The 18,583-nt window shown below is 43.2% G+C and carries 15 protein-coding genes; 9 read left to right on the top strand and 6 right to left on the bottom strand.

The window, feature by feature from the left end:
• The first annotated feature begins 247 nt into the window (after nucleotides 1-247).
• The 5 genes from LZG72_RS04715 to LZG72_RS04695 all read left to right on the top strand — a co-directional run bounded on the left by LZG72_RS04715 (nucleotide 248) and on the right by LZG72_RS04695 (nucleotide 6,791).
• Nucleotides 248-1,000, top strand: coding sequence for an isoprenyl transferase (locus LZG72_RS04715; RefSeq protein WP_233868172.1), 753 nt, complete (start codon nucleotides 248-250; stop codon nucleotides 998-1,000).
• Nucleotides 1,001-1,006: 6 nt separating this feature from the next.
• Nucleotides 1,007-3,610 (top strand): outer membrane protein assembly factor BamA, encoded by a 2,604-nt coding sequence (gene bamA / locus LZG72_RS04710; protein WP_233868169.1) that lies wholly within the window; start codon nucleotides 1,007-1,009, stop codon nucleotides 3,608-3,610.
• A gap of 52 nt (nucleotides 3,611-3,662) precedes the next feature.
• A complete protein-coding gene (locus LZG72_RS04705; RefSeq protein WP_233868166.1) occupies nucleotides 3,663-4,277 on the top strand; it encodes an OmpH family outer membrane protein in 615 nt (204 codons plus the stop codon).
• An 11-nt stretch (nucleotides 4,278-4,288) separates the two neighbouring features.
• Nucleotides 4,289-4,918 carry an OmpH family outer membrane protein gene (locus LZG72_RS04700; RefSeq protein WP_233868163.1) on the top strand — a complete coding sequence of 210 codons (630 nt, stop codon included), beginning with the start codon at nucleotides 4,289-4,291 and terminating at the stop codon, nucleotides 4,916-4,918.
• Nucleotides 4,919-5,192: 274 nt separating this feature from the next.
• A complete protein-coding gene (locus tag LZG72_RS04695; RefSeq protein WP_233868161.1) occupies nucleotides 5,193-6,791 on the top strand; it encodes a hypothetical protein in 1,599 nt (532 codons plus the stop codon).
• Here the strand turns inward: LZG72_RS04695 and LZG72_RS04690 are convergent.
• Both LZG72_RS04690 and LZG72_RS04685 read right to left on the bottom strand, forming a co-directional pair.
• Nucleotides 6,788-7,540: a lipoprotein signal peptidase gene (locus tag LZG72_RS04690; RefSeq protein ID WP_233868159.1), complete on the bottom strand. Its 753-nt coding sequence runs from the start codon at nucleotides 7,538-7,540 to the stop codon at nucleotides 6,788-6,790. The two genes, LZG72_RS04695 and LZG72_RS04690, sit on opposite strands and share 4 nt — an antisense overlap.
• Before the next feature lie 51 nt (nucleotides 7,541-7,591).
• A complete protein-coding gene (locus LZG72_RS04685; RefSeq protein WP_233868157.1) occupies nucleotides 7,592-8,794 on the bottom strand; it encodes a proline dehydrogenase family protein in 1,203 nt (400 codons plus the stop codon).
• Between the two features lie 182 nt (nucleotides 8,795-8,976).
• Between LZG72_RS04685 and LZG72_RS04680 the strand changes: the two genes are divergently transcribed.
• From LZG72_RS04680 to LZG72_RS04670, 3 genes are all read left to right on the top strand, one after another.
• Nucleotides 8,977-10,071, top strand: coding sequence for a chorismate mutase (locus tag LZG72_RS04680; protein ID WP_233868155.1), 1,095 nt, complete (start codon nucleotides 8,977-8,979; stop codon nucleotides 10,069-10,071).
• Nucleotides 10,072-10,295: 224 nt separating this feature from the next.
• A complete protein-coding gene (locus tag LZG72_RS04675; protein WP_233868153.1) occupies nucleotides 10,296-12,653 on the top strand; it encodes a hypothetical protein in 2,358 nt (785 codons plus the stop codon).
• A 20-nt stretch (nucleotides 12,654-12,673) separates the two neighbouring features.
• On the top strand, nucleotides 12,674-13,753 hold the full coding sequence (locus LZG72_RS04670; RefSeq protein ID WP_233868151.1) for a T9SS type A sorting domain-containing protein: 1,080 nt from the start codon (nucleotides 12,674-12,676) through the stop codon (nucleotides 13,751-13,753).
• Nucleotides 13,754-13,814: 61 nt separating this feature from the next.
• Here LZG72_RS04670 and LZG72_RS04665 read toward each other — a convergent pair whose 3' ends face one another.
• Both LZG72_RS04665 and LZG72_RS04660 read right to left on the bottom strand, forming a co-directional pair.
• Nucleotides 13,815-14,456, bottom strand: coding sequence for a GDSL-type esterase/lipase family protein (locus tag LZG72_RS04665; protein WP_233868149.1), 642 nt, complete (start codon nucleotides 14,454-14,456; stop codon nucleotides 13,815-13,817).
• 12 nt (nucleotides 14,457-14,468) lie between these two features.
• Nucleotides 14,469-15,056 (bottom strand): thymidine kinase, encoded by a 588-nt coding sequence (locus LZG72_RS04660; RefSeq protein ID WP_233868146.1) that lies wholly within the window; start codon nucleotides 15,054-15,056, stop codon nucleotides 14,469-14,471.
• Nucleotides 15,057-15,157: 101 nt separating this feature from the next.
• Here LZG72_RS04660 and LZG72_RS04655 point away from each other — a divergent pair, with 101 nt between their 5' ends.
• A complete protein-coding gene (locus LZG72_RS04655; protein WP_233868142.1) occupies nucleotides 15,158-16,276 on the top strand; it encodes a hypothetical protein in 1,119 nt (372 codons plus the stop codon).
• A 59-nt stretch (nucleotides 16,277-16,335) separates the two neighbouring features.
• Here the strand turns inward: LZG72_RS04655 and LZG72_RS04650 are convergent, their stop codons facing one another.
• Both LZG72_RS04650 and LZG72_RS04645 read right to left on the bottom strand, forming a co-directional pair.
• Nucleotides 16,336-17,184 (bottom strand): hydroxymethylglutaryl-CoA lyase, encoded by an 849-nt coding sequence (locus LZG72_RS04650; RefSeq protein ID WP_233868139.1) that lies wholly within the window; start codon nucleotides 17,182-17,184, stop codon nucleotides 16,336-16,338.
• Nucleotides 17,185-17,308: 124 nt separating this feature from the next.
• Nucleotides 17,309-18,370 (bottom strand): NAD-dependent epimerase/dehydratase family protein, encoded by a 1,062-nt coding sequence (locus tag LZG72_RS04645; RefSeq protein WP_233868135.1) that lies wholly within the window; start codon nucleotides 18,368-18,370, stop codon nucleotides 17,309-17,311.
• Nucleotides 18,371-18,583 lie beyond the last annotated feature (213 nt).

Below are 18,583 nucleotides of genomic sequence, written 5' to 3'. Positions count from 1 at the left end.
ATTGCGCCCCTATAAAAAAATCCTGAGCTATTTTTACAGGTTAAACTCTTGTTAATCAGTATGATTTTTTGTTAACAGACGGAATTATTTTAATAAATTTTTCCTGATTCCGACACAAAATCACACAGTCTCACGTACTGTTGATCAACAAAGTGATTCCCGGTAAAGCCTGAGTCTGTTTAAATATGCAGGGTCTTTGAGTAAGTGTATCTATTTTGTTAAAAAAGGTTAAAGGGAGTCACGAGTAATGAAGGAGCTCATTGATACGGGCAATCTGCCAAAGCACATAGCCGTTATCATGGACGGTAACGGAAGGTGGGCTCAAAACCAGGGAGCGGCGCGGGTATTCGGCCATCGTAATGCGATAAAAGCCGTGAGAGAGGTGACCGAAGGTTGCGCTGAACTTGGGGTTTCATATTTGACACTCTATGCATTTTCAACTGAAAACTGGGCACGCCCCGAGTTCGAAGTGAGAGCACTGATGGAACTTTTGGTCCAATCGATCCGGAACGAATTGCCCACGATGCAAAAGAACAATGTCAGACTTGATACCATCGGAGATACGGAAAGTTTACCCGGAAGTTGTCAGCGTCAGCTTGCTGAGGCAATCGAAGCAACCCGCCAAAACACAGGCCTCAACCTGATCCTGGCTTTGGGATATAGCGGCAAATGGGACATTACCCAGGCTGCAAAGAAGATTGCGGAGGATGTTAGAAAAGGCGTTTTGCTCCCGGAGAACATTAATGAAGAAATGATTTCCATAAATCTTGCTACAAAGCAGCGTCCCGAGGTGGATTTAATGCTGCGAACAGGAGGTGACCATAGGATCAGCAACTTTCTTTTATGGCAACTGGCTTACTCAGAGTTATATTTTTACGAAGATCTTTTTTGGCCCGATTTCCGCAGGGAACATTTGTATGAAGCCATTCTTTCATATCAGAACAGGGAGAGGCGCTTTGGAAAGACAGGTGAACAAATTAAAGCGAATAGTGCTAAGTAGAACAATATGAACCTTTTGAAAAATTTGAATACAATATTAGCACACCTGAAAAGTCTTCCCGCGTTGTTATTGATTTGCTGCTGTTTGTCAGCAAATGCACAACGAATCGGTTTAGGGGCGAACGGCAAGCCAGCCGCGCCCGCATCCAACCTGGGCATTGATCCGGCCAATCCAAAAGAATATACCATTGCCGAAGTAACTGTTTCAGGTACACAATTCCTGGATCCTAATTCCATGGTATCCATTTCAGGTTTGAAGCCTGGGGACAAAATTCGCATTCCCGGTCCGGCTATTACCTCTTCCATTAAAAAAATGATGGATTTCGGGACACTGGATGATGTTGAAATCCTTGCTACCAAGATTCAGGAAGAAAAGGTTTGGCTTAATATCCACATTAAGGAAAGACCTCGCCTCTATAAAGTGTCGTTTTCGGGAATCCGGAAGGGTGAAAGAGAGACATTGAACGACAAGGTGAAGTTGATTAAAGGGCGGGTTATTACACCGACCATTATCAAAAACACCCAACTTGTTATCAAGAAGTATTATATGGATAAAGGCTTTTACTATACCAAAGTAAAAGTGCTTCAAATCCCGGATTCAACGAGAGGTCAGGCTACACTGAACTTTACAATTACAAAAGGGAAAAAAGTTAAAATTGAGAAGATTGATATTCAGGGAAACACTGCGATCAGTGATAAAACATTGAGACGCAAAATGAAAGGCACCAAACAAAAAAGAATTGGTCGTCTCTTCAATCCTTCCAAATACATTCCTAAAAAATACGATGAGGATAAAGAAAAACTAATTGCGTACTACCGCAAAAACGGATATCGCGATGCAACGATTGAATTCGATACAATTAAAAATGGTGAAGAAACCATTAGTATCGACATGAAGATCGAGGAAGGTACTAAATACTACTATCGGAACATTACCTGGTCCGGAAACTATTTATACCCATCCACTTATCTGAGCGACCGGTTGGGTGTGAAAAAGGGAGATGTTTACAATCCGGAAGAACTGGACAAGAAGATCAATGGGATTCCTGGTAACGATGTGAGTTCCATTTACATGGACGACGGTTACCTCTATTTCCGCATTGAACCAACGGAAAAGTCGGTAGATGGAGATTCTATTGATGTGGAGCTGAGGATGTTTGAAGGCAAGCAAGCAACGATTAATCGTATCCTTTTGAATGGTAATACAAAAACCAGCGATCGGGTTGTATTGAGAGAGCTTTTCACATTACCGGGGCAGAAATTCAGTAAAACTGAAATCATCAATACCCAGCGTCAGCTTTCGCAAATGGGCTATTTTGATCCTGAAAAAATTCAGATCAACCCGATCCCGAACCAGTCTGACGGAACGGTGGATATAGAATATACCGTAGAGGAAAAACCTTCTGATCAGATCGAGCTCTCAGGTGGTTGGGGTGGTTATATCGGCTTTGTGGGAACACTAGGCTTGGTGTTTAATAACTTTTCTCTCAAAAACATTCCAAATCGCGAAACCTGGCGTCCGTTGCCATCGGGAGACGGTCAAAAGCTTTCCTTGCGTTTCCAGGCCAATGGAAAGCAATATCAGACTTACTCACTATCATTCAGTGAGCCCTGGCTGGGAGGTAAAAAGCCTATCAATTTCGGGGTGTCATTGCAGCGTACCGTTTATCGGATGACAGATTTTAGTTCGATCTACGGGCTGAATGGTGCAGGCGGCAATTCACGCCAGATCGATTACCGCGGAGGGTACTTCAACAATGGGATCACATTCTCGCTTGGGCGTCGTCTGAAAGAACCGGATAGAAACCTGGTGATGACCCATTCATTATCTTATCAGCGCTATCGTCTGGACAGTCTGGACATTTTCCGGATCGGTTACAGCACCGGAAGCTCGAATAACATTTCTTTTAATACGACGATTTCAAGAAATACGCTTAGTGACTTCCAATTTCCGAGAAGCGGAAGTAACATTTCGTTGAGCGGAACTTTCACTCCTCCGTACTCAGTACTAAGAAAGAAGGACTTCACTGACAAAACCGACACGTATCGTTGGGTTGAATATCATAAATGGATGTTCGATGCGAGTTATTATGCAACGATCACCGGCAAGCTGGTATTAAGTACAAGAGCCCACATGGGATTCCTGGGAGCGTATGGTGACAAAGTAGGATATAGTCCTTTCGGTCGTTTCATCGTCGGAGGTTCCGGTTTGGCAGGTCAGGGTTCATTCTCGCTGGCTGACCAGGATATCATCGGTCTTCGCGGATACGTGGATCAGAAGGTAGGGCCATTGGCACAAAATGGGTACCCTGCATCGGGAGGTGGTATCGTTTATAATAAATATGTCATGGAACTTCGTTACCCGGTTTCTTTGAACCCACAGGCTACAATATTTATCCTGGGTTTTGCTGAGGGAGGTAATAACTGGGGGTCCTACAAAGAGTTTAATCCTTTTGACCTGAAACGGTCCGCCGGGGTTGGTGCCAGGATATTTATGCCAGCATTTGGTCTTCTGGGGATCGACTGGGGATACGGATTTGACAAAATACAAGGAGATCCGAAGAGAAGCGGAGCACAATTTCATTTCACGATCGGGCAGCAAATCAGATAATATTTCAGCCTGAGGTTCGTTAAAGATGTTTGCAAATTATTAGCTGCTTGGCATGAAGAAGATTTTTATTTTGCTAGTTTTGTCAATTCTATACAGTTCAGAGGTATCCGCGCAGAAGATAGGATATGTGGATATGGAATTCATTACCAGTAAAATGCCCGAATATCTGGCTGCACAAACTGAGATGAAAAAATTCTCAGAAAAGTGGGCTAAGGAAATTCAGGATAAGTTCGCTGAGGTGGATCGAATGCAAAGAGCCTATATGGCAGAAGAAATCTTGCTGACAGACGACCTGAAAAGAAAACGGCAGAACGAGATCAAGGAGAAGGAACTGGAAGCCGGCGAGTATAATAGCAAGATCTTTGGAATGGAAGGGCTTCTTTTCCAGAAAAAAAAGGAGTTGATGAAACCGGCCATGGAAAAAGTCCAGAGGGCTATAAATAAAGTGTGCAGTCAACGTCGGTTGGACTTTATGTTCGACAAATCCAGTGATATAGGAATGCTTTATACTAATCCAAAGCACGACTATTCCGACTATGTGATGGAGGATTTGGGTATTGATCCAAAACCGAATAAAGCATCTATCGCATCAAAACCAGAACAACCGGCACAACTTCCGGTTGAAAGCTCACCCAAACAAAAAAGTACAACCAGTAAACTTAAATAAGTAAAAAAGCAATGAAACAAAAATTGATGGCTTTATTGGTCCTGACGACCATTATCACCACCCCTCTGTTGGCCCAAACTACCCCTGCAAGCGGACTTACCAAGATAGGTTATACCAATGTGGATTATGTAATAAGTAAGTTGCCTGAAAGCAAGGTAATGCAAAACCAGCTTGAAGTTACCAAAGCTCAATTAGACAAGGCATTGGGAGAAACTTACAAAGAAGCTCAGGAAAAGTATGAGGCTTATCAGAAAAACGGGGCTAACATGACAGATGTGATCCGTGCTGACAAAGAAAAGGAATTGCAAAACCTGCAGACTCGTATCCAGGAAATGCAAACCAATGCACAGACTTCTTTGCAAACCAAGCAACAACAATTACTTGAGCCGATCCTGACAAAAGTGAATAATGCAATTCAGGAAGTGGGTAAGGAAAGTGGTTTTCTTTATATTCTGAATATGGACGCTGGTGCCGGCACTACGCCGATCATCTTGTTCGCGGCATCGGAAGAGAACAATGCGACTCCATTGATCTTCAAAAAACTGGGTGTAGATCCTGATAAAGTAGAAGCAGCTGCTCCGGCAGCAACACCTGCCAAACCAGCTACTACCCCGGCGACAACGACGCCAAAGAAAAAATAATAAGATTGTTATTGAACTTTAAAAACCGGAGAGCAGTCTTTAAAATGGCTGCTCTCCGGTTTTTATATTTGTGATTTAATAGATTCACTTGGTTTATTTACATATGGATTTAATGAGATATATTAAAAAAATGCAAACGCGTAATTATTAAAATCACTCGATTACTCTCAAACCATTTTTATAAGTATTCACAGGGCATTTCTATACAGGATTTGCTAGTTTTGCGTTAAGATCAAGCATCCCTAACCATAGAATTAATTATATTTCCGACGTTATGATTCTAAAAAATATTCATAAAATACTGATACTTGTAGCTACAGCTTTCTTTGTCGGGCAGGTGCATGGGCAGGACAATATGAAAGCTACCTCGGCGGGTGCACTCCAGATTGTTTTTCCTAGTGAAACAGAATGGAATATACTTCAGGAAGGCAAAGAGATTAATTTTCATTTGCAAACGAGAGGTGGTAAAAGTGACTCTGTGAGATATAGTATTGCGAATGGATTTGTGAAAGAGATGAAGTTCGATTCCCTCGGTCACTTTATCTGGACGCCGGGATACGATATTGCTGATCGGATAAATACTACAAAAAACTTCCCTGTTGTATTTGAGGTGCAGAATACTGCCGGAGAAACTGTTTCGCGGGAAGTGGTTTTTAAAGTAAACCACGTGAACCGCTCACCTCAAATTGACGAGCTGCAACCTTTTTATGTCCAATACAAGACTCAGAACGTATATAAGATTGACATGGGATCGGTGCGTGACCAGGATGGTGACCCCATAGTGTTTGTGCCCATCCTGGAAGAAATGCCAGAGGGAATGAAACTGACTGCAGCGGGTGAGATCACCTGGGAACCATCTATTGTTCAATTTAATATATTGAAAAAAGGTCCTCGTTACATGGAGTTCTATGTGGAAGATCAGCCCTCAAAGGCAAGGACAAAGGGTAGGCTCAAACTTGATGTTACCCAAATGGATCTTGCACCCGATTTTACCATCATTCCCCAGAACACCGTCATCAGAAGTGCAGAGAACAATCGGATTAATCTGCGATTTACATTATCAGACCCGAATGGCGAAGATGATATCACCACGTTCAACTTTATTTCTGAGAATAATCGCGTGCCCCATTCGGCTTTAATAAAAAATACTCCGACAAGCTATGAATTTATTTGGGAGCCAGGCTTTGAATTTGTCAAAGATCCTTTTGATACTCTGGCTTTTAACATAACATTTTACGTCCTCGATAAAGCGCAAAATAAAAAAGAGCGGACGGTAAAGATGGTAATAAAGAACACAGTGGATGAAAGCCTGCGGGATAACTACGTTTATAACTTATATCGCGGTGCATTGGTAAATGCATGGGGGTTGCTAGAACAGATGACCGAGAGGGAGGGACAACTTAAGAAATCATATACAAGGGCAAAAAAAGGAAAAAGAAGCCGTTCACTTTTGAATGCATCTTTGGGTGCTACCACAGGCCTCGCCCCGACTTTCACACAGGACAAACCAGTGGCGCGAGGGTATATCACCACGATAGGAGGAACAACTGTTGCAACAGTGGGTACGCTTGAAGCTACAGAGGTAATCGGGAAGTCGGTAAATGGCTTGCTGGACCGTTTCAATTACGTAATGCAGAAGAAGAATGAGCTGCAGAACAAAGGAGACGTATTTGCAAGAGAATATGCCCAGAAATCAGCACGAAGGCAGTCAGATTTTATCCGCAAACTAGATGAATTCAAAGCACTCATGAATTTGAGTGGTTTGGTCGCATTGGAACTGGATGCCAACTGGGAGAACAAAAAAGAGGCTACTGATAATGCAATTAAGAAAGCATTCAAAGATTTTGTACCGCTAACAAAAGACGAAAACTAGTTTTCGTCTTTTGTTCTCTCATTATTAAGATCGATGGTGGTTGGCGATGGCGCCGGGATTTGTGACTGGTTTTCGGCATCTTCCCTCACATTATCTTTTACTACATCTTCCTGCGTGACAGCTACTTCATCGGTGTCTTCTTCGAGATCTTCCTTATCATGATGACCGGTAGAATGAAAACTTCCCTGGAAAATCAGAATACTACACACACCAATGAATATACAGGAATCTGCGATGTTGAAGATTGGGGTGGAGTAATATTGCCCGCCCCATACCGGTACCCAGTCGGGAATGAAACCTTCCCAGAAGTCCACAAAAATCATGTCGATTACCTGACCATGAAACCATGGGGTAGGTGATCCGTAAGGTGCATTGTCTAAGAATACCCCGTAAAACGTACTGTCGATTACATTGCCGACTGCTCCCGCCAGGATCATAGCCAATGCCCAGAGAAGGCCTTTTGAGGCGCCGGACCTGGCCAAATGAATCAGATATCCACCGATTGCGACCATTGCCACCAGCCGGAATAATGTAAGGAACAATTTGCCGTATTCGTGGCCTAGCTGCATACCAAATGCCATACCGGGATTCAAAACATAATGCAGTTTCAACCAGTCACCGATGAGCGCAATCTGGCCGGAAAAACCAGGCTCCATGTACTTATGAACCAAAAGTTTGGAGGCCTGATCTACAACAATAAGCAGTAAACTAAAAAGCAAATAAGGCGTTGGATTTCTGGTTTGGTTCATTCCGTTTTGTAAACTGTGGACGATTTTAAAACTGCGAAAGTAATAAGTTACTTATAAAGAACCGATTCCCCTTCTTTTCAATTCACTTTTAACTAATAAATACTCCCGGCTGCTTTGACCGGCAATGGACGTATTTTCTTCTGCACGACGGATTAAATATGGAAGAACGGCGTCAATGGGACCATAGGGAACATATTTTGCTACATTGTAGCCTGCTTTGGCAAGATTATACGAAATATTGTCGCTCATTCCAAGTAGCTGGGCAAACCAAATGCGCGGGTCGTTATTTTCGAGAGCAAGCTTTTTCATTTTCGCGGCACAGTATTGTGAGCTGTACTCATTGTGAGTTCCCAGGCAAATGGAAACGTTTTCAATATGTTCGAGACAAAAATCAATTGCTACATTATAATCCGTATCTGTGGCTTCTTTTGATGCATGAATCGGATTGAAATACTCATTCTCGCGGGCACGGAGTCTTTCCTTTTCCATATAGGCGCCGCGCACCAGTTTTCCTCCCAAAAAATAGCCTTTTTGACGTGCGATAAGGTAGGCACTTTTTAGCGCGTCGAGCGTTTCGTGTCGATAAAGTTGATATGTATTATACACGATGGGCTGCTCCTTATTGAATTTATGCATCATCTCATAGGTGAGCTCATCAATAATACCCTGAATCCAGCTCTCCTCGGCGTCGACAAAAATTCGAACATTTTTGTCGTGTGCATGGCTGCATAGCCGCTCCACGCGCTTTTTTAACCGCAAGTAAGCGGCTTCTTCTTCACCGGAAAGCGAATCCTTACGTTGTATTTTCTCCAATAAATCGGCCGACGCTACTCCGGTCACCTTAAATACCGAAAAAGGAATGCTTTTCGAACCCGCAGCTTTGTCGATTGTTCTCAGAATTTCTGCCGCAGTTGCGTCGAAACTGGTTTCCTCATCCTCTCCTTCCACAGAGTAATCCAGAATGGTACCAATACGGGAGTTTGCCAGCATCTCAATGGTGGCATCGCAGTCGTTAATTGTCTCACCACCACAGAATTGTTCAAAAATGGTGGCACGGATGAGATTTTTTATCGGTAAGTTTAGCTTTAATGCAAGCTTTATAAAAAAAGTGCCTAAATTTACCACCCGTGCCTGATTCATAAGGCTGAATAACCAGTACGTTTTGCGCAGTTTGGCGTCGGATTTGGAAGCGAAAGCTACAGAAGTATCTTCAAAAAATACAGGTATTTGGTCTTTTGGTGAAGGATATGCCATTTTATAATACGTTTTTCCTAAGAGAGTGATTAACAGTATATATTAAATCACCGGAAGAATGTAGACTCATAAAGGAGTTATTCAACTTTAAGGCATCAAATGTACGGCAATCCCAGAAATACGCATAACACCGGATCAAAATATTACAATTATCTATTTTTCTTAAGGACAAGTTTTTGAATATGAATGCTTCTTTAGATATCCTTCCACTTAGCAGTTGGATCAATACCGAAGGCAAACCTTTGGTAATCGCCGGACCTTGCAGCGCAGAGACCGAGGAACAAATGTTAGAAACCGCAAACCAGATCAAGGAAGAAGGATTTGCGCACGTGATCCGTGCAGGAATTTGGAAACCAAGGACTCGTCCGGGAAGCTTTGAAGGAATGGGCGAAGCTGCTCTCCCCTGGTTGCAGGAAGTGAAAAAACAGACTGGAATGCCGGTTGCGGTTGAAGTAGCGAATCCTCAGCACATCGAACTTGCATTAAAGTATGGTGTTGATATTCTTTGGGTAGGTGCGCGCACCACAGTTAACCCATTTAACGTTCAGGAACTTGCTGACGCTCTCAAAGGTATAGATGTACCTGTTTTGGTTAAGAACCCAGTTAATCCTGATCTGCAGTTGTGGATTGGCGCCCTGGAACGCTTAAACCAGGCTGGGGTTAAGAAACTGGGTGCAATTCACAGAGGTTTTTCAAATGCTCAGGAAACAAAATTCCGCAATTCGCCCATGTGGAATATCGCAATCGAATTAAAGACACTATTTCCTGAATTGCCTGTAATCGGTGATCCGAGCCACATGGCTGGAAAACGTGCTTACTTATATGAGCTTTCACAACGTGCGCTGGATCTTCATTACGATGGTCTGATCATCGAATCGCACCGTGATCCAGATAAAGCCTGGTCAGATGCTTCACAACAATTGACCCCTGCTGCACTTGGGCAGATGTTGCATGATCTGCATGTTCGTAAAGAGTCTTATGGAAGCGATTACACAACACAACTGGAGATCATTCGTGGTAAAATTGATCACCTGGATCGTGAAATGCTCGAAACATTGGCACAACGTATGGCTTTGGTTGAAAAACTGGCTGAATACAAACGTGATAACAACGTTGCAGCTTACCAGGTTGACCGTTTCCGTGAAGTCTTGGAAACACGCGCCGGTTGGGGAAAAAGCATGAATCTATACCCGAATCTGGTTGACGAACTTTTCAAGCTGGTTCACATGGAATCTATCCGTAAACAAACTGAGGTGATGAACCAGGTTAGCGCTTAACATCGGACAATTGATATAGAAAACGGCTGCTTCTCACGAGGCAGCCGTTTTTTTAGTGCCCGGTACCAAATGCTTCGATTTGCAATTCCTTTTCCGATAACCGTAAAAAAATCCACATCTGCCGAAGATTAATGCTTTTGGTTAGTGTGTTGAATTACAAGTAATCTTGTCGACGAGGTAAAATACAAACACACGATCCTCTCCTGATTTAAATCGACAAAATTATGAACAGAAAGTTTTTCACATCGCTTATCATGCAGATGCTTTGTTTATGTGCATTTGTAAATGCTCAAAGCATTCCAACAACAAATGCTAGCCAGACTTGCGAAGATTGCTTGCCACCTGGTTGGACGCTTATTCGTGGCCAAACACAAGTTTCTTCGAAGGATTATATGGGCGGGCTCATTCCATGGGATCCAGCCATCGCAGCGTCGCCGACGACTGTGGGATTCCCAACTTCAAACTTTTTAAGTTTTTTTGATGGCAACTTTCAAGATTTCCGAGCTGCCGAAGCTTACACGACCATTTCAGGTCTTGTGCCTGGAACAATGTATAAATTTACCTATCATATAATCGGCCCCAAGACGGCTCTAACTGAGCAAGGAAGCCGTGCGATTCATATAACTTTAACTGGAGGAGCGCAAGAGGCGCAAGTCACTGAATTTAACTCCGCAGTAGGTTATGACAGGGCTCCCTTTAATGTCTGGTGCTTAAAGACGTTAAGTTTTATTGCTTCGGGAACAACAGCAACGCTAAGTATAGAAGGAGCAGCAGGCACGACCAGTTTTGTCGGTATTTCTATTGCTGCGGATGCTATTCGGCCATGCAATGCAGAGCAAAAACTATTTTCTTTGGATAAAACTATGCTATCTAATGTGTTTCCATCCACCACTGTTGATCTCAACGATTCTGAAAACAATTTCGTACCAGCAAGCTTATCCAAAGTTTGGTATGATAATCCGATTCATTCCGGAAATAAAATAGTAGATCCTGTTCATGTTGGCACTCCGGGATACTATTATGCTTTTTTATACGATAATATAAATAATTGCTACAATACAGACCTGGCATTGGATTCCGTGAAGGTTGAAATATGCAATGCCAAAGCTGGTCAGGTTGCTCTTAACAATACCAATATTAGTAACGTCTCTGTTTGTACTTCAGTTAACCTTAACAGTCTTTTCGAAGGCACCATTCCAGAGGCAGCATCCTTAGTTTGGTTTAATAACTCCACGCATTATTCAAGCAAAGTATCCAATCCTGAAAAAATTAGCAAGTCAGGAACCTACTTTGCCTTTTTCTGGGACGAAGCTAATAACTGTTACAATACAGATAACTCCACTTCCTCGGTCACTGTGACCATCACTAAAACCGAAGTCCCACTACTGACGGATTCGAAATCGATGAACTGTCCTGAGAACACGATCAATTTGAATAAAACATTAGACGGACTCCCGCCGACCAATACATCACTCCGCTGGTTTAACAATGCGGCACATGCCGGAGAGAAAATAGAAACTCCTGCAACGGTTAAAGATGGTACATACTATGCGTTCTTCTACGATTCAGGTAATGAATGTTACAATACCGAAAACTCAATCTCGAAAGTTACCGTAGCTGCACCAGCATTGGTAACCCTAAGTCAGCGTACCATTGAAACAGTTTGTCCAGTGACGACTGTCAATTTGAATGCCTTTGTGACCGGACAGACTCCAACCGACGGAGCCTTAAAATGGTTTACAGACCCGAACCACAACGCGGCAAACGAAGTTCAAGATCCTACTAACGCGTCTGCTGGTGAGTATTACGCTTTTTACTCTTTCTCAAATTGCTATAATATCGATTTGTCCACATCCAAAGTGACGGTAACTTCTCCTAACTGCGCCAGCATATCACAATTGAATATCAGGATTGCATTGGAAGGTGCATTGTCTCAAAGCGGAACGACAATGCGTAACGATTTGCAAAAACATTTTCATGGAGTGGCATTACTGCCAATTATAGATCCGTATGGTAGCGGCGCTCAGTATGGGGATATTGGAAATGTAAATGGATTAAATGGGCAAGTTGTCGATTGGGTGCGAGTGGAAATCAGGAAAGCGGGCGATATCGCTGCCATACTAGAGACTAAAAGTTTCCTTCTGAAAACAGACGGTTCGCTGGTACAAGTTGATGGTTCGGTTCCAAAATTTAACTCACAGTCCGAGCCTATTCATATTGTCGTCAAACATCGCAATCACCTTGCGGTCATGAGTAATCCAATCATGCTGCCAGGTGGTGGAGCCGCCGATTATGATTTTACCAGTTCTTTATCACAGGCTCTCCGCATCGACCCGTCCGTGGATCCGCCTCAAATGGTAATAAAAAACGGAGTTCACTGCCTGTGGGCCGGGGACGTTAATCAGGATTTGATCCTGGATGTACTTGATATACCAAAACTGAACTCTCATGTGAAAAATGCGCTAAATGGCGTATTAGACAATGCAGATTTGAATTTGGACGGAAAAGTTGATAATTCCGATGCGGAACTGTTTAACAAGAATTTCAAGCAGGACATCAATTTCACACTCTATCACAACTAATCATTCCAATCGAAACTATTATGAATGTGGATATATTTTTAAGAAAGATTATCACTGTAGTTGTATTGCTACTGATAACGGATTGCAGCTTTGGACAGGTAATGATCGAATTTCGCAAAAGCGAGTTGAGTAACGATGGGCTGGAGTACAGTTTTGAACTTTGGGCGCTGCGTGGCGCAGGCTATAATGTTATTGATCCTACAACAAGTAATTGGCAGGGTCTGAACATAAGATCGGAAATGCAGTTGCCGCCTGGAGTTTCTATTCTATCATCAGATATGGTACTGAATGATGGTTTCCTGGCTGATGGAGGTATCTCATCCATGTTTTTCGCCCCGCCGGCAAATGCAAATGTCAAGCGGTTTAGTATTAACCTCACACGAACCGGTCAGAACGAGATCCCGGCAGGTGGTGCCAGGCTAGCCATCGTGAACCTGGCATTCGACGGTGTCGTTCAGCATTCTAACATGGTAACCGTTGTACCTTTTGATAACACAACCTCGGGAGCTAACTGGGTAAATGAGGTGGAAGGCATTAGAAGAGTAATCCTGGGTCCGATTAATCAGGCTCTGCCCGTCACTCTCGTTTCATTTGAAATTACAAAAGAAGCGGGAACGGCTAAAATTAAATGGGTTACTACGGAAGAGACCAACAGCGAAAGGTTCGATGTCCAGCGCAGCAAAAACGGTAAAACGTGGTCAACTTTTCAAACAGTAGCAGCTTCCGGAGATAGTGAGGCAGAGCTTACCTATGAAGCGACTGATAACGATCCGTGCAATGGTGAGAATCTTTATCGCCTGCACATGATTGATAAGGATGGTACAAGTACTTTCAGTGGCCTTAGAAGTTTGTTTTTCGGATCCAAGTCAACGTTGATTTATCCGAATCCGGTGGCAGACTATCTGATTGTCGGAGTCGACGACCCGGAAAAAATAGCTGTTATCGACATTGTAAACTCAGATGGGATCAATGTTTACCGTTCCGCCTCCAAAATTGAGCCAAGGATTGACTTGCGCAGATTGGGCAACGGGCATTACATTGTTAAGATCAAATTGATGAACGGCGAGGAAACAACTCAGAGGATAGTGGTTTTTAAATAACATTAAATATCTGCAGGCAAAAAGACCCGGGTAATATCGGGTTTTTTTGTTAATCAGGCTTTCAAATTCCTTTTTCCTTCAAAACCCTCTCAATCTCCGCCGTCCAGATCTCATACGCCTTTTCATTCAAATGTGTTTTATCAACCGCGAACTCAGCTTTTAGACCAGTTGTATCAGAAATAAAGGGATTAAGATCAATGTAAGTAATGTCATGATTATCGCAAAATCGGACGAGAAAATGGTTTAGCTCATCTACCTCCTTTTTACTGACAGGATCATTTTGTTCATAAATCGTGAGAGTGACAACCGGTTCAATGTGATTTTGCAGCAGTTTTTCAAGAATCGCCTGGTAGTTAGCCTGCAACTTTTCCTGCGAAACACCTACTGTAATGTCATTGATCCCACCTTTTACAAAGCAGATTTTAGGATGCAGATCAATAACGTGAGTCTGGACTAATTGTAAAAAATGATAGGTAGACATGCCGGGAAGCGCATTATTCATGACGTCGGTTCGTCCCAGCAACTCCACCCACTTACCTTGCGCAGTAATGGAGTTGCCATACATGACAATGACTGGGTTACCTTTTAGGGATACGAATCTCTGCGCTATTTTGTCGCGATAAACGTAAGCGAAAGTGATCCCGGCAGCAATCAAAAGAGTGTTTAGAGTAATAGATATAGTCAGCAGCCTCCTGATTTTCATAGGTATAGAGGACTAAGCATTATCCCCGAGATTGAAACAGCGGCGGCATCGCGCTTCATACAGATCCGTTTCGCCTAGAAGGACCCTTTCATTGGACGGAGAAAGGCGATAAGAATGCGAAGCAACCTCGCCGCAGACCATGCAAATTGCATGAACTTTGGTTACATATTCAGCAATCGCCATCAGTTGAGGCATGCAACCAAATGGCTTACCAAGGAAATCCATATCCAGCCCGGCAACAATCACCCGTTTCCCAGAATCGGCGAGGCTGGTACATGCTTCTACGATACCTTCATCAAAAAACTGCGCTTCATCAAGTCCGACTACCTCGCAATTCTCAGCCAGACCTGTTATTTCAAATGCAGAAATCACCGGTGTGGAGCGTATCGAATTATCATTATGTGAAACAATGTTCTCATCATGATAGCGTTTATCCAGAGCAGGTTTAAAAATCTGGATCTTTTGCCGGGCTATTTTGGCCCGGTTCAGCCGGCGGATCAGCTCTTCGGTTTTTCCGGAAAACATGGATCCGCAGATGACTTCAATCCAGCCGGTTCGCGGGTACTGATTTTCTCTTTTATGTGATGGTTCAACGAACATGTTTACGGCAGGATTGGCCCGGTTAACGGTCAATTTTTTTATATTTACAAATCAAACCTTTTTTTTTCAAACACGATCGTTATCAAAAGCTCTTATTCGCTATGCCGGAGAATTTGAATTCAATTGCACTCAACCAATATGCTCTCAGGTTCACTACAACTGTTCTAAATGACGCATATCAGGCACAAAATACTATAAATGGAGCAGGTTTACTCAAACTGACTCCGGTAAGACAGGTCAATCTCGGCATACTCAACCGTTTGTTTGAAGAATGGAAAAGCAACGCCGAAACGTTCAGAAGTCCCTATTTTGATTTTTCTAACGAGGATGTAAAAAAGGCGCTGGAAGATTTCTTGAATACAGCCTCCCAGCACATTGCCGTAAAACGCGCGGATCTGGAACCTCTGCTTCTGGATTCTGTAAAGGATGCATTAAAGTTGCTGCTGAGCCCCGCATCTTATTATGAAGATAAGATCAGAGCTACCCCTGACGCGGAATTTACGCATGAAAAAGCCGAACAACTGGTCAAATACACGCACATTCACCGGGGAATTGCCGAGGCGATGTTGGGTCGTTTGACGGACAGTGGTTCAAGTTCGGTTTACCAAACGCAGGCGGTCAGTTGGATATACGAATTGAAAGACAATGCCGATCTTGTAGATAATATTGACGAGCATTTGGTTCATTTCTCGGATGTTTTTCCGGTCAATTTGAGTGAATTGAGGATCGTCGAAAGCGGCAGGCCTGGGCAGGTTTCAGTCAAAAATGAATCCAGATCATTCTTCGATTCTGCGTTTACCGAGTTGGAGCCTTCGGTATCCACTAAACCGTCTGCCCCGAGAGCCGAACCTGCATCGGCCATTTTAGGTGATATCGTAGCCAAAACGAGCGCATCAGAAAGGGATTCTTTGAACAACCGGTTTAAAGTTGAGCTGCCTAAACCTGCCGAAGACAAATCTTACGGAAGTATGCAGGTTAAAGTGGAGAGCATTTCCGGATCAATTCCACTGGGCCAGCGGTTTATGTTCGTCAATCAACTTTTTAATAAAAACAGTGAGCATTTCGACAAAGCGATTTATGAGCTGGATACAGTAAAAAGCTTCGAAGAGGCGGAAAACCTGATCTGGCACAGATATGCCTCGAAATATGCCTGGGATGTGAATGGAGAAGCAGTGACTGCATTGCTCGCAATTGTAAAGCGCAAGTTTGCGGCTCACTGAGAAAAAATATCTTTAAATAGGAAGCTCCGGAGGAATTCAGTTTCTTCGGAGCTTTTTGTTTAGGTATTTATTAAATCCATAAACATGGAACGCGCGATAGCAAATGATTCCTTGTCTATGGTCAAACACTCATTTCTTTCAATTCCAAATTCAATCAACCGCTCGGTTGCCATATTGCCTACCAGTTCATCCTGAGCCATTGGGCAACCTCCATATCCTAAAATTGCACCATCGAACCGCCTACAACCTGCCTGGTACGCAGCTTCGATCTTCGGTTTCCAGTTTAAAGGATTTGAATGGAAATGCGCGCCGAACTCCAGATGAGGATGACGAGGAATAATCGTCGTGAAAAGCGATGTTATGTCCTCTGAATTTGCTACCCCGATGGTATCCGACAATGAAACGATCCGGACTCCCAAGCCTGAAAGCTTTTCCACCCATTCCACTACAATTTCTGAATTCCAGGGATCTCCATATGGATTGCCAAAACCCATTGAAATATAGATCACCAATTCTTTTTCGGATTTCAGGCATAACTCGCTAATGCGTTTGACACGATCGAGCGATTCTCTGATTGTTGCATTTGTATTGCGAAGCTGGAAGGTTTCTGAAATCGAAAACGGATAACCGAGAAACCGGATTTGGTCAAAGCTGCAAGCTTCCGCAGCACCGCGTTCGTTGGCGACGATGGCCAGCAAACTGGTAGTAGATCCTGAAAAATCCAGTTTGCCGAGAATTTGGCTGGTGTCGCTTACCTGAGGCATCGCTTTTGGTGAGACAAAGCTCCCAAAATCGATGGTGTCAAATCCAACCTTCAAAAGTTGGTTCAGGTAAGCGGCTTTTTTGTCAGTGGGGATAAAAGAATGAAATCCCTGCCAGGCATCACGTGGGCATTCTATTATTTTCATGTAGTAATGATAGAATGACTGAATGTTAGAATTGGGAGAACAGAGGAATGGGAAGAAAGGGACGACGGGAAAGGCAGATTGATAATCCCTTTCCTCCATCCTCCCTTTTCTCCCCTTCAAAAACTTATTTCAAAATTGGGGCGAGATCTTCTTCGTTTTCGGCCAGCCAGGCGGTGATTTCTTCGACGATCTGCCGAATGCCAATTTGCGGTTTCCAACCCGTCAACGCAGTCACTTTTGTATTATCCGTTACATAAAGCCGGATATCAGCGGTACGGTTTTCCGGAACGACTTTGATCGGAATAGTTTTGCCGGTTACTTCCTGACAAACTTTGGTAAGCTCCTGCAAAGACGCACTGCTTTCCAAACCGCCACCTGCATTCAGGATTTCACCATTTACAGCATCCAGATTATGCAACTGCCAGTCGATGAGCCTGTAAAGATCTGCCACGTGCAGCATATCGCGGATCTGTTTGCCGGTCCCGCCGTAGCCAAAGTACCCAAGTTGCTGGTCAAAGTAATGCTTTGCAATCCATAGCACCATTACTCCCTGATCTACCTTGCCCATTTGCCAGGGTCCGGTAATTACGCCACAGCGATTGATAACCGTTTTCAGATTATAAAACTCATTATATTCCTGAATGATCAATTCAGAAGCAAGCTTCGTAGTACCGTAAAGTGAGCGCGCGCCATTTAATGGGAAGTCTTCGGCAATACCTTTCGAGGAAACACCGGGAACCGGCTGCTCGTCTGATAATGCAAAACGGGTTTCTTCCTCCACAAAATTCAGGGTCTCAATCGTTTTAATCGGGTAAACCCGGCTTGTAGACAGAAAAATGAATGCGGCTTTGTGTTTTAATGCGTAATTGAGGCAGTTGACGGTCCCAACCAGGTTTGTATTAATCAAATAATCGGGAGTGCCATCAAGTCCGGCAAGTACGGACGGCTCAGCAGACGCTTCTATAACCGTATCGACGGCTGGAATGGAGTCAAAATCTTCTTTATTGCGGATGTCACCGTGCACAAATTCGACACCGTGCTTTTTTAACCTGCTAAGGTTTAATTCCGAACCTCTGCGCTTCAAATTATCCAGTGCAAAAACCTGATAATCCGGATAATTAATTTTTAATGAAATGGCCAAAGAAGACCCTACAAAACCAGCACCTCCGGTAATTAAAATTTTCATAAATGGAATAATGGATGATCAATGATGTGTGACGTATACAAATTCAAAGTTAGGATATTACCCGGGAAGAGGTATTAAGAAACTGATATTTATGATTAATTATGTATTGCATTAATCGTATGTGCACCGGCAAAATAAATATTTTCGGTTTGAAGTATGTAACTCATGTTCACATCTTTAAATACATAAGTTATATTGCAACAATAATAAGGA

Origin of the sequence: Dyadobacter sp. CY323 (assembly GCF_021390245.1) — a bacterium.
Taxonomy (GTDB): domain Bacteria; phylum Bacteroidota; class Bacteroidia; order Cytophagales; family Spirosomataceae; genus Dyadobacter.
Note: the sequence above shows the minus strand (reverse complement) of the source record. Positions and strands in the feature narration are given on the sequence as shown.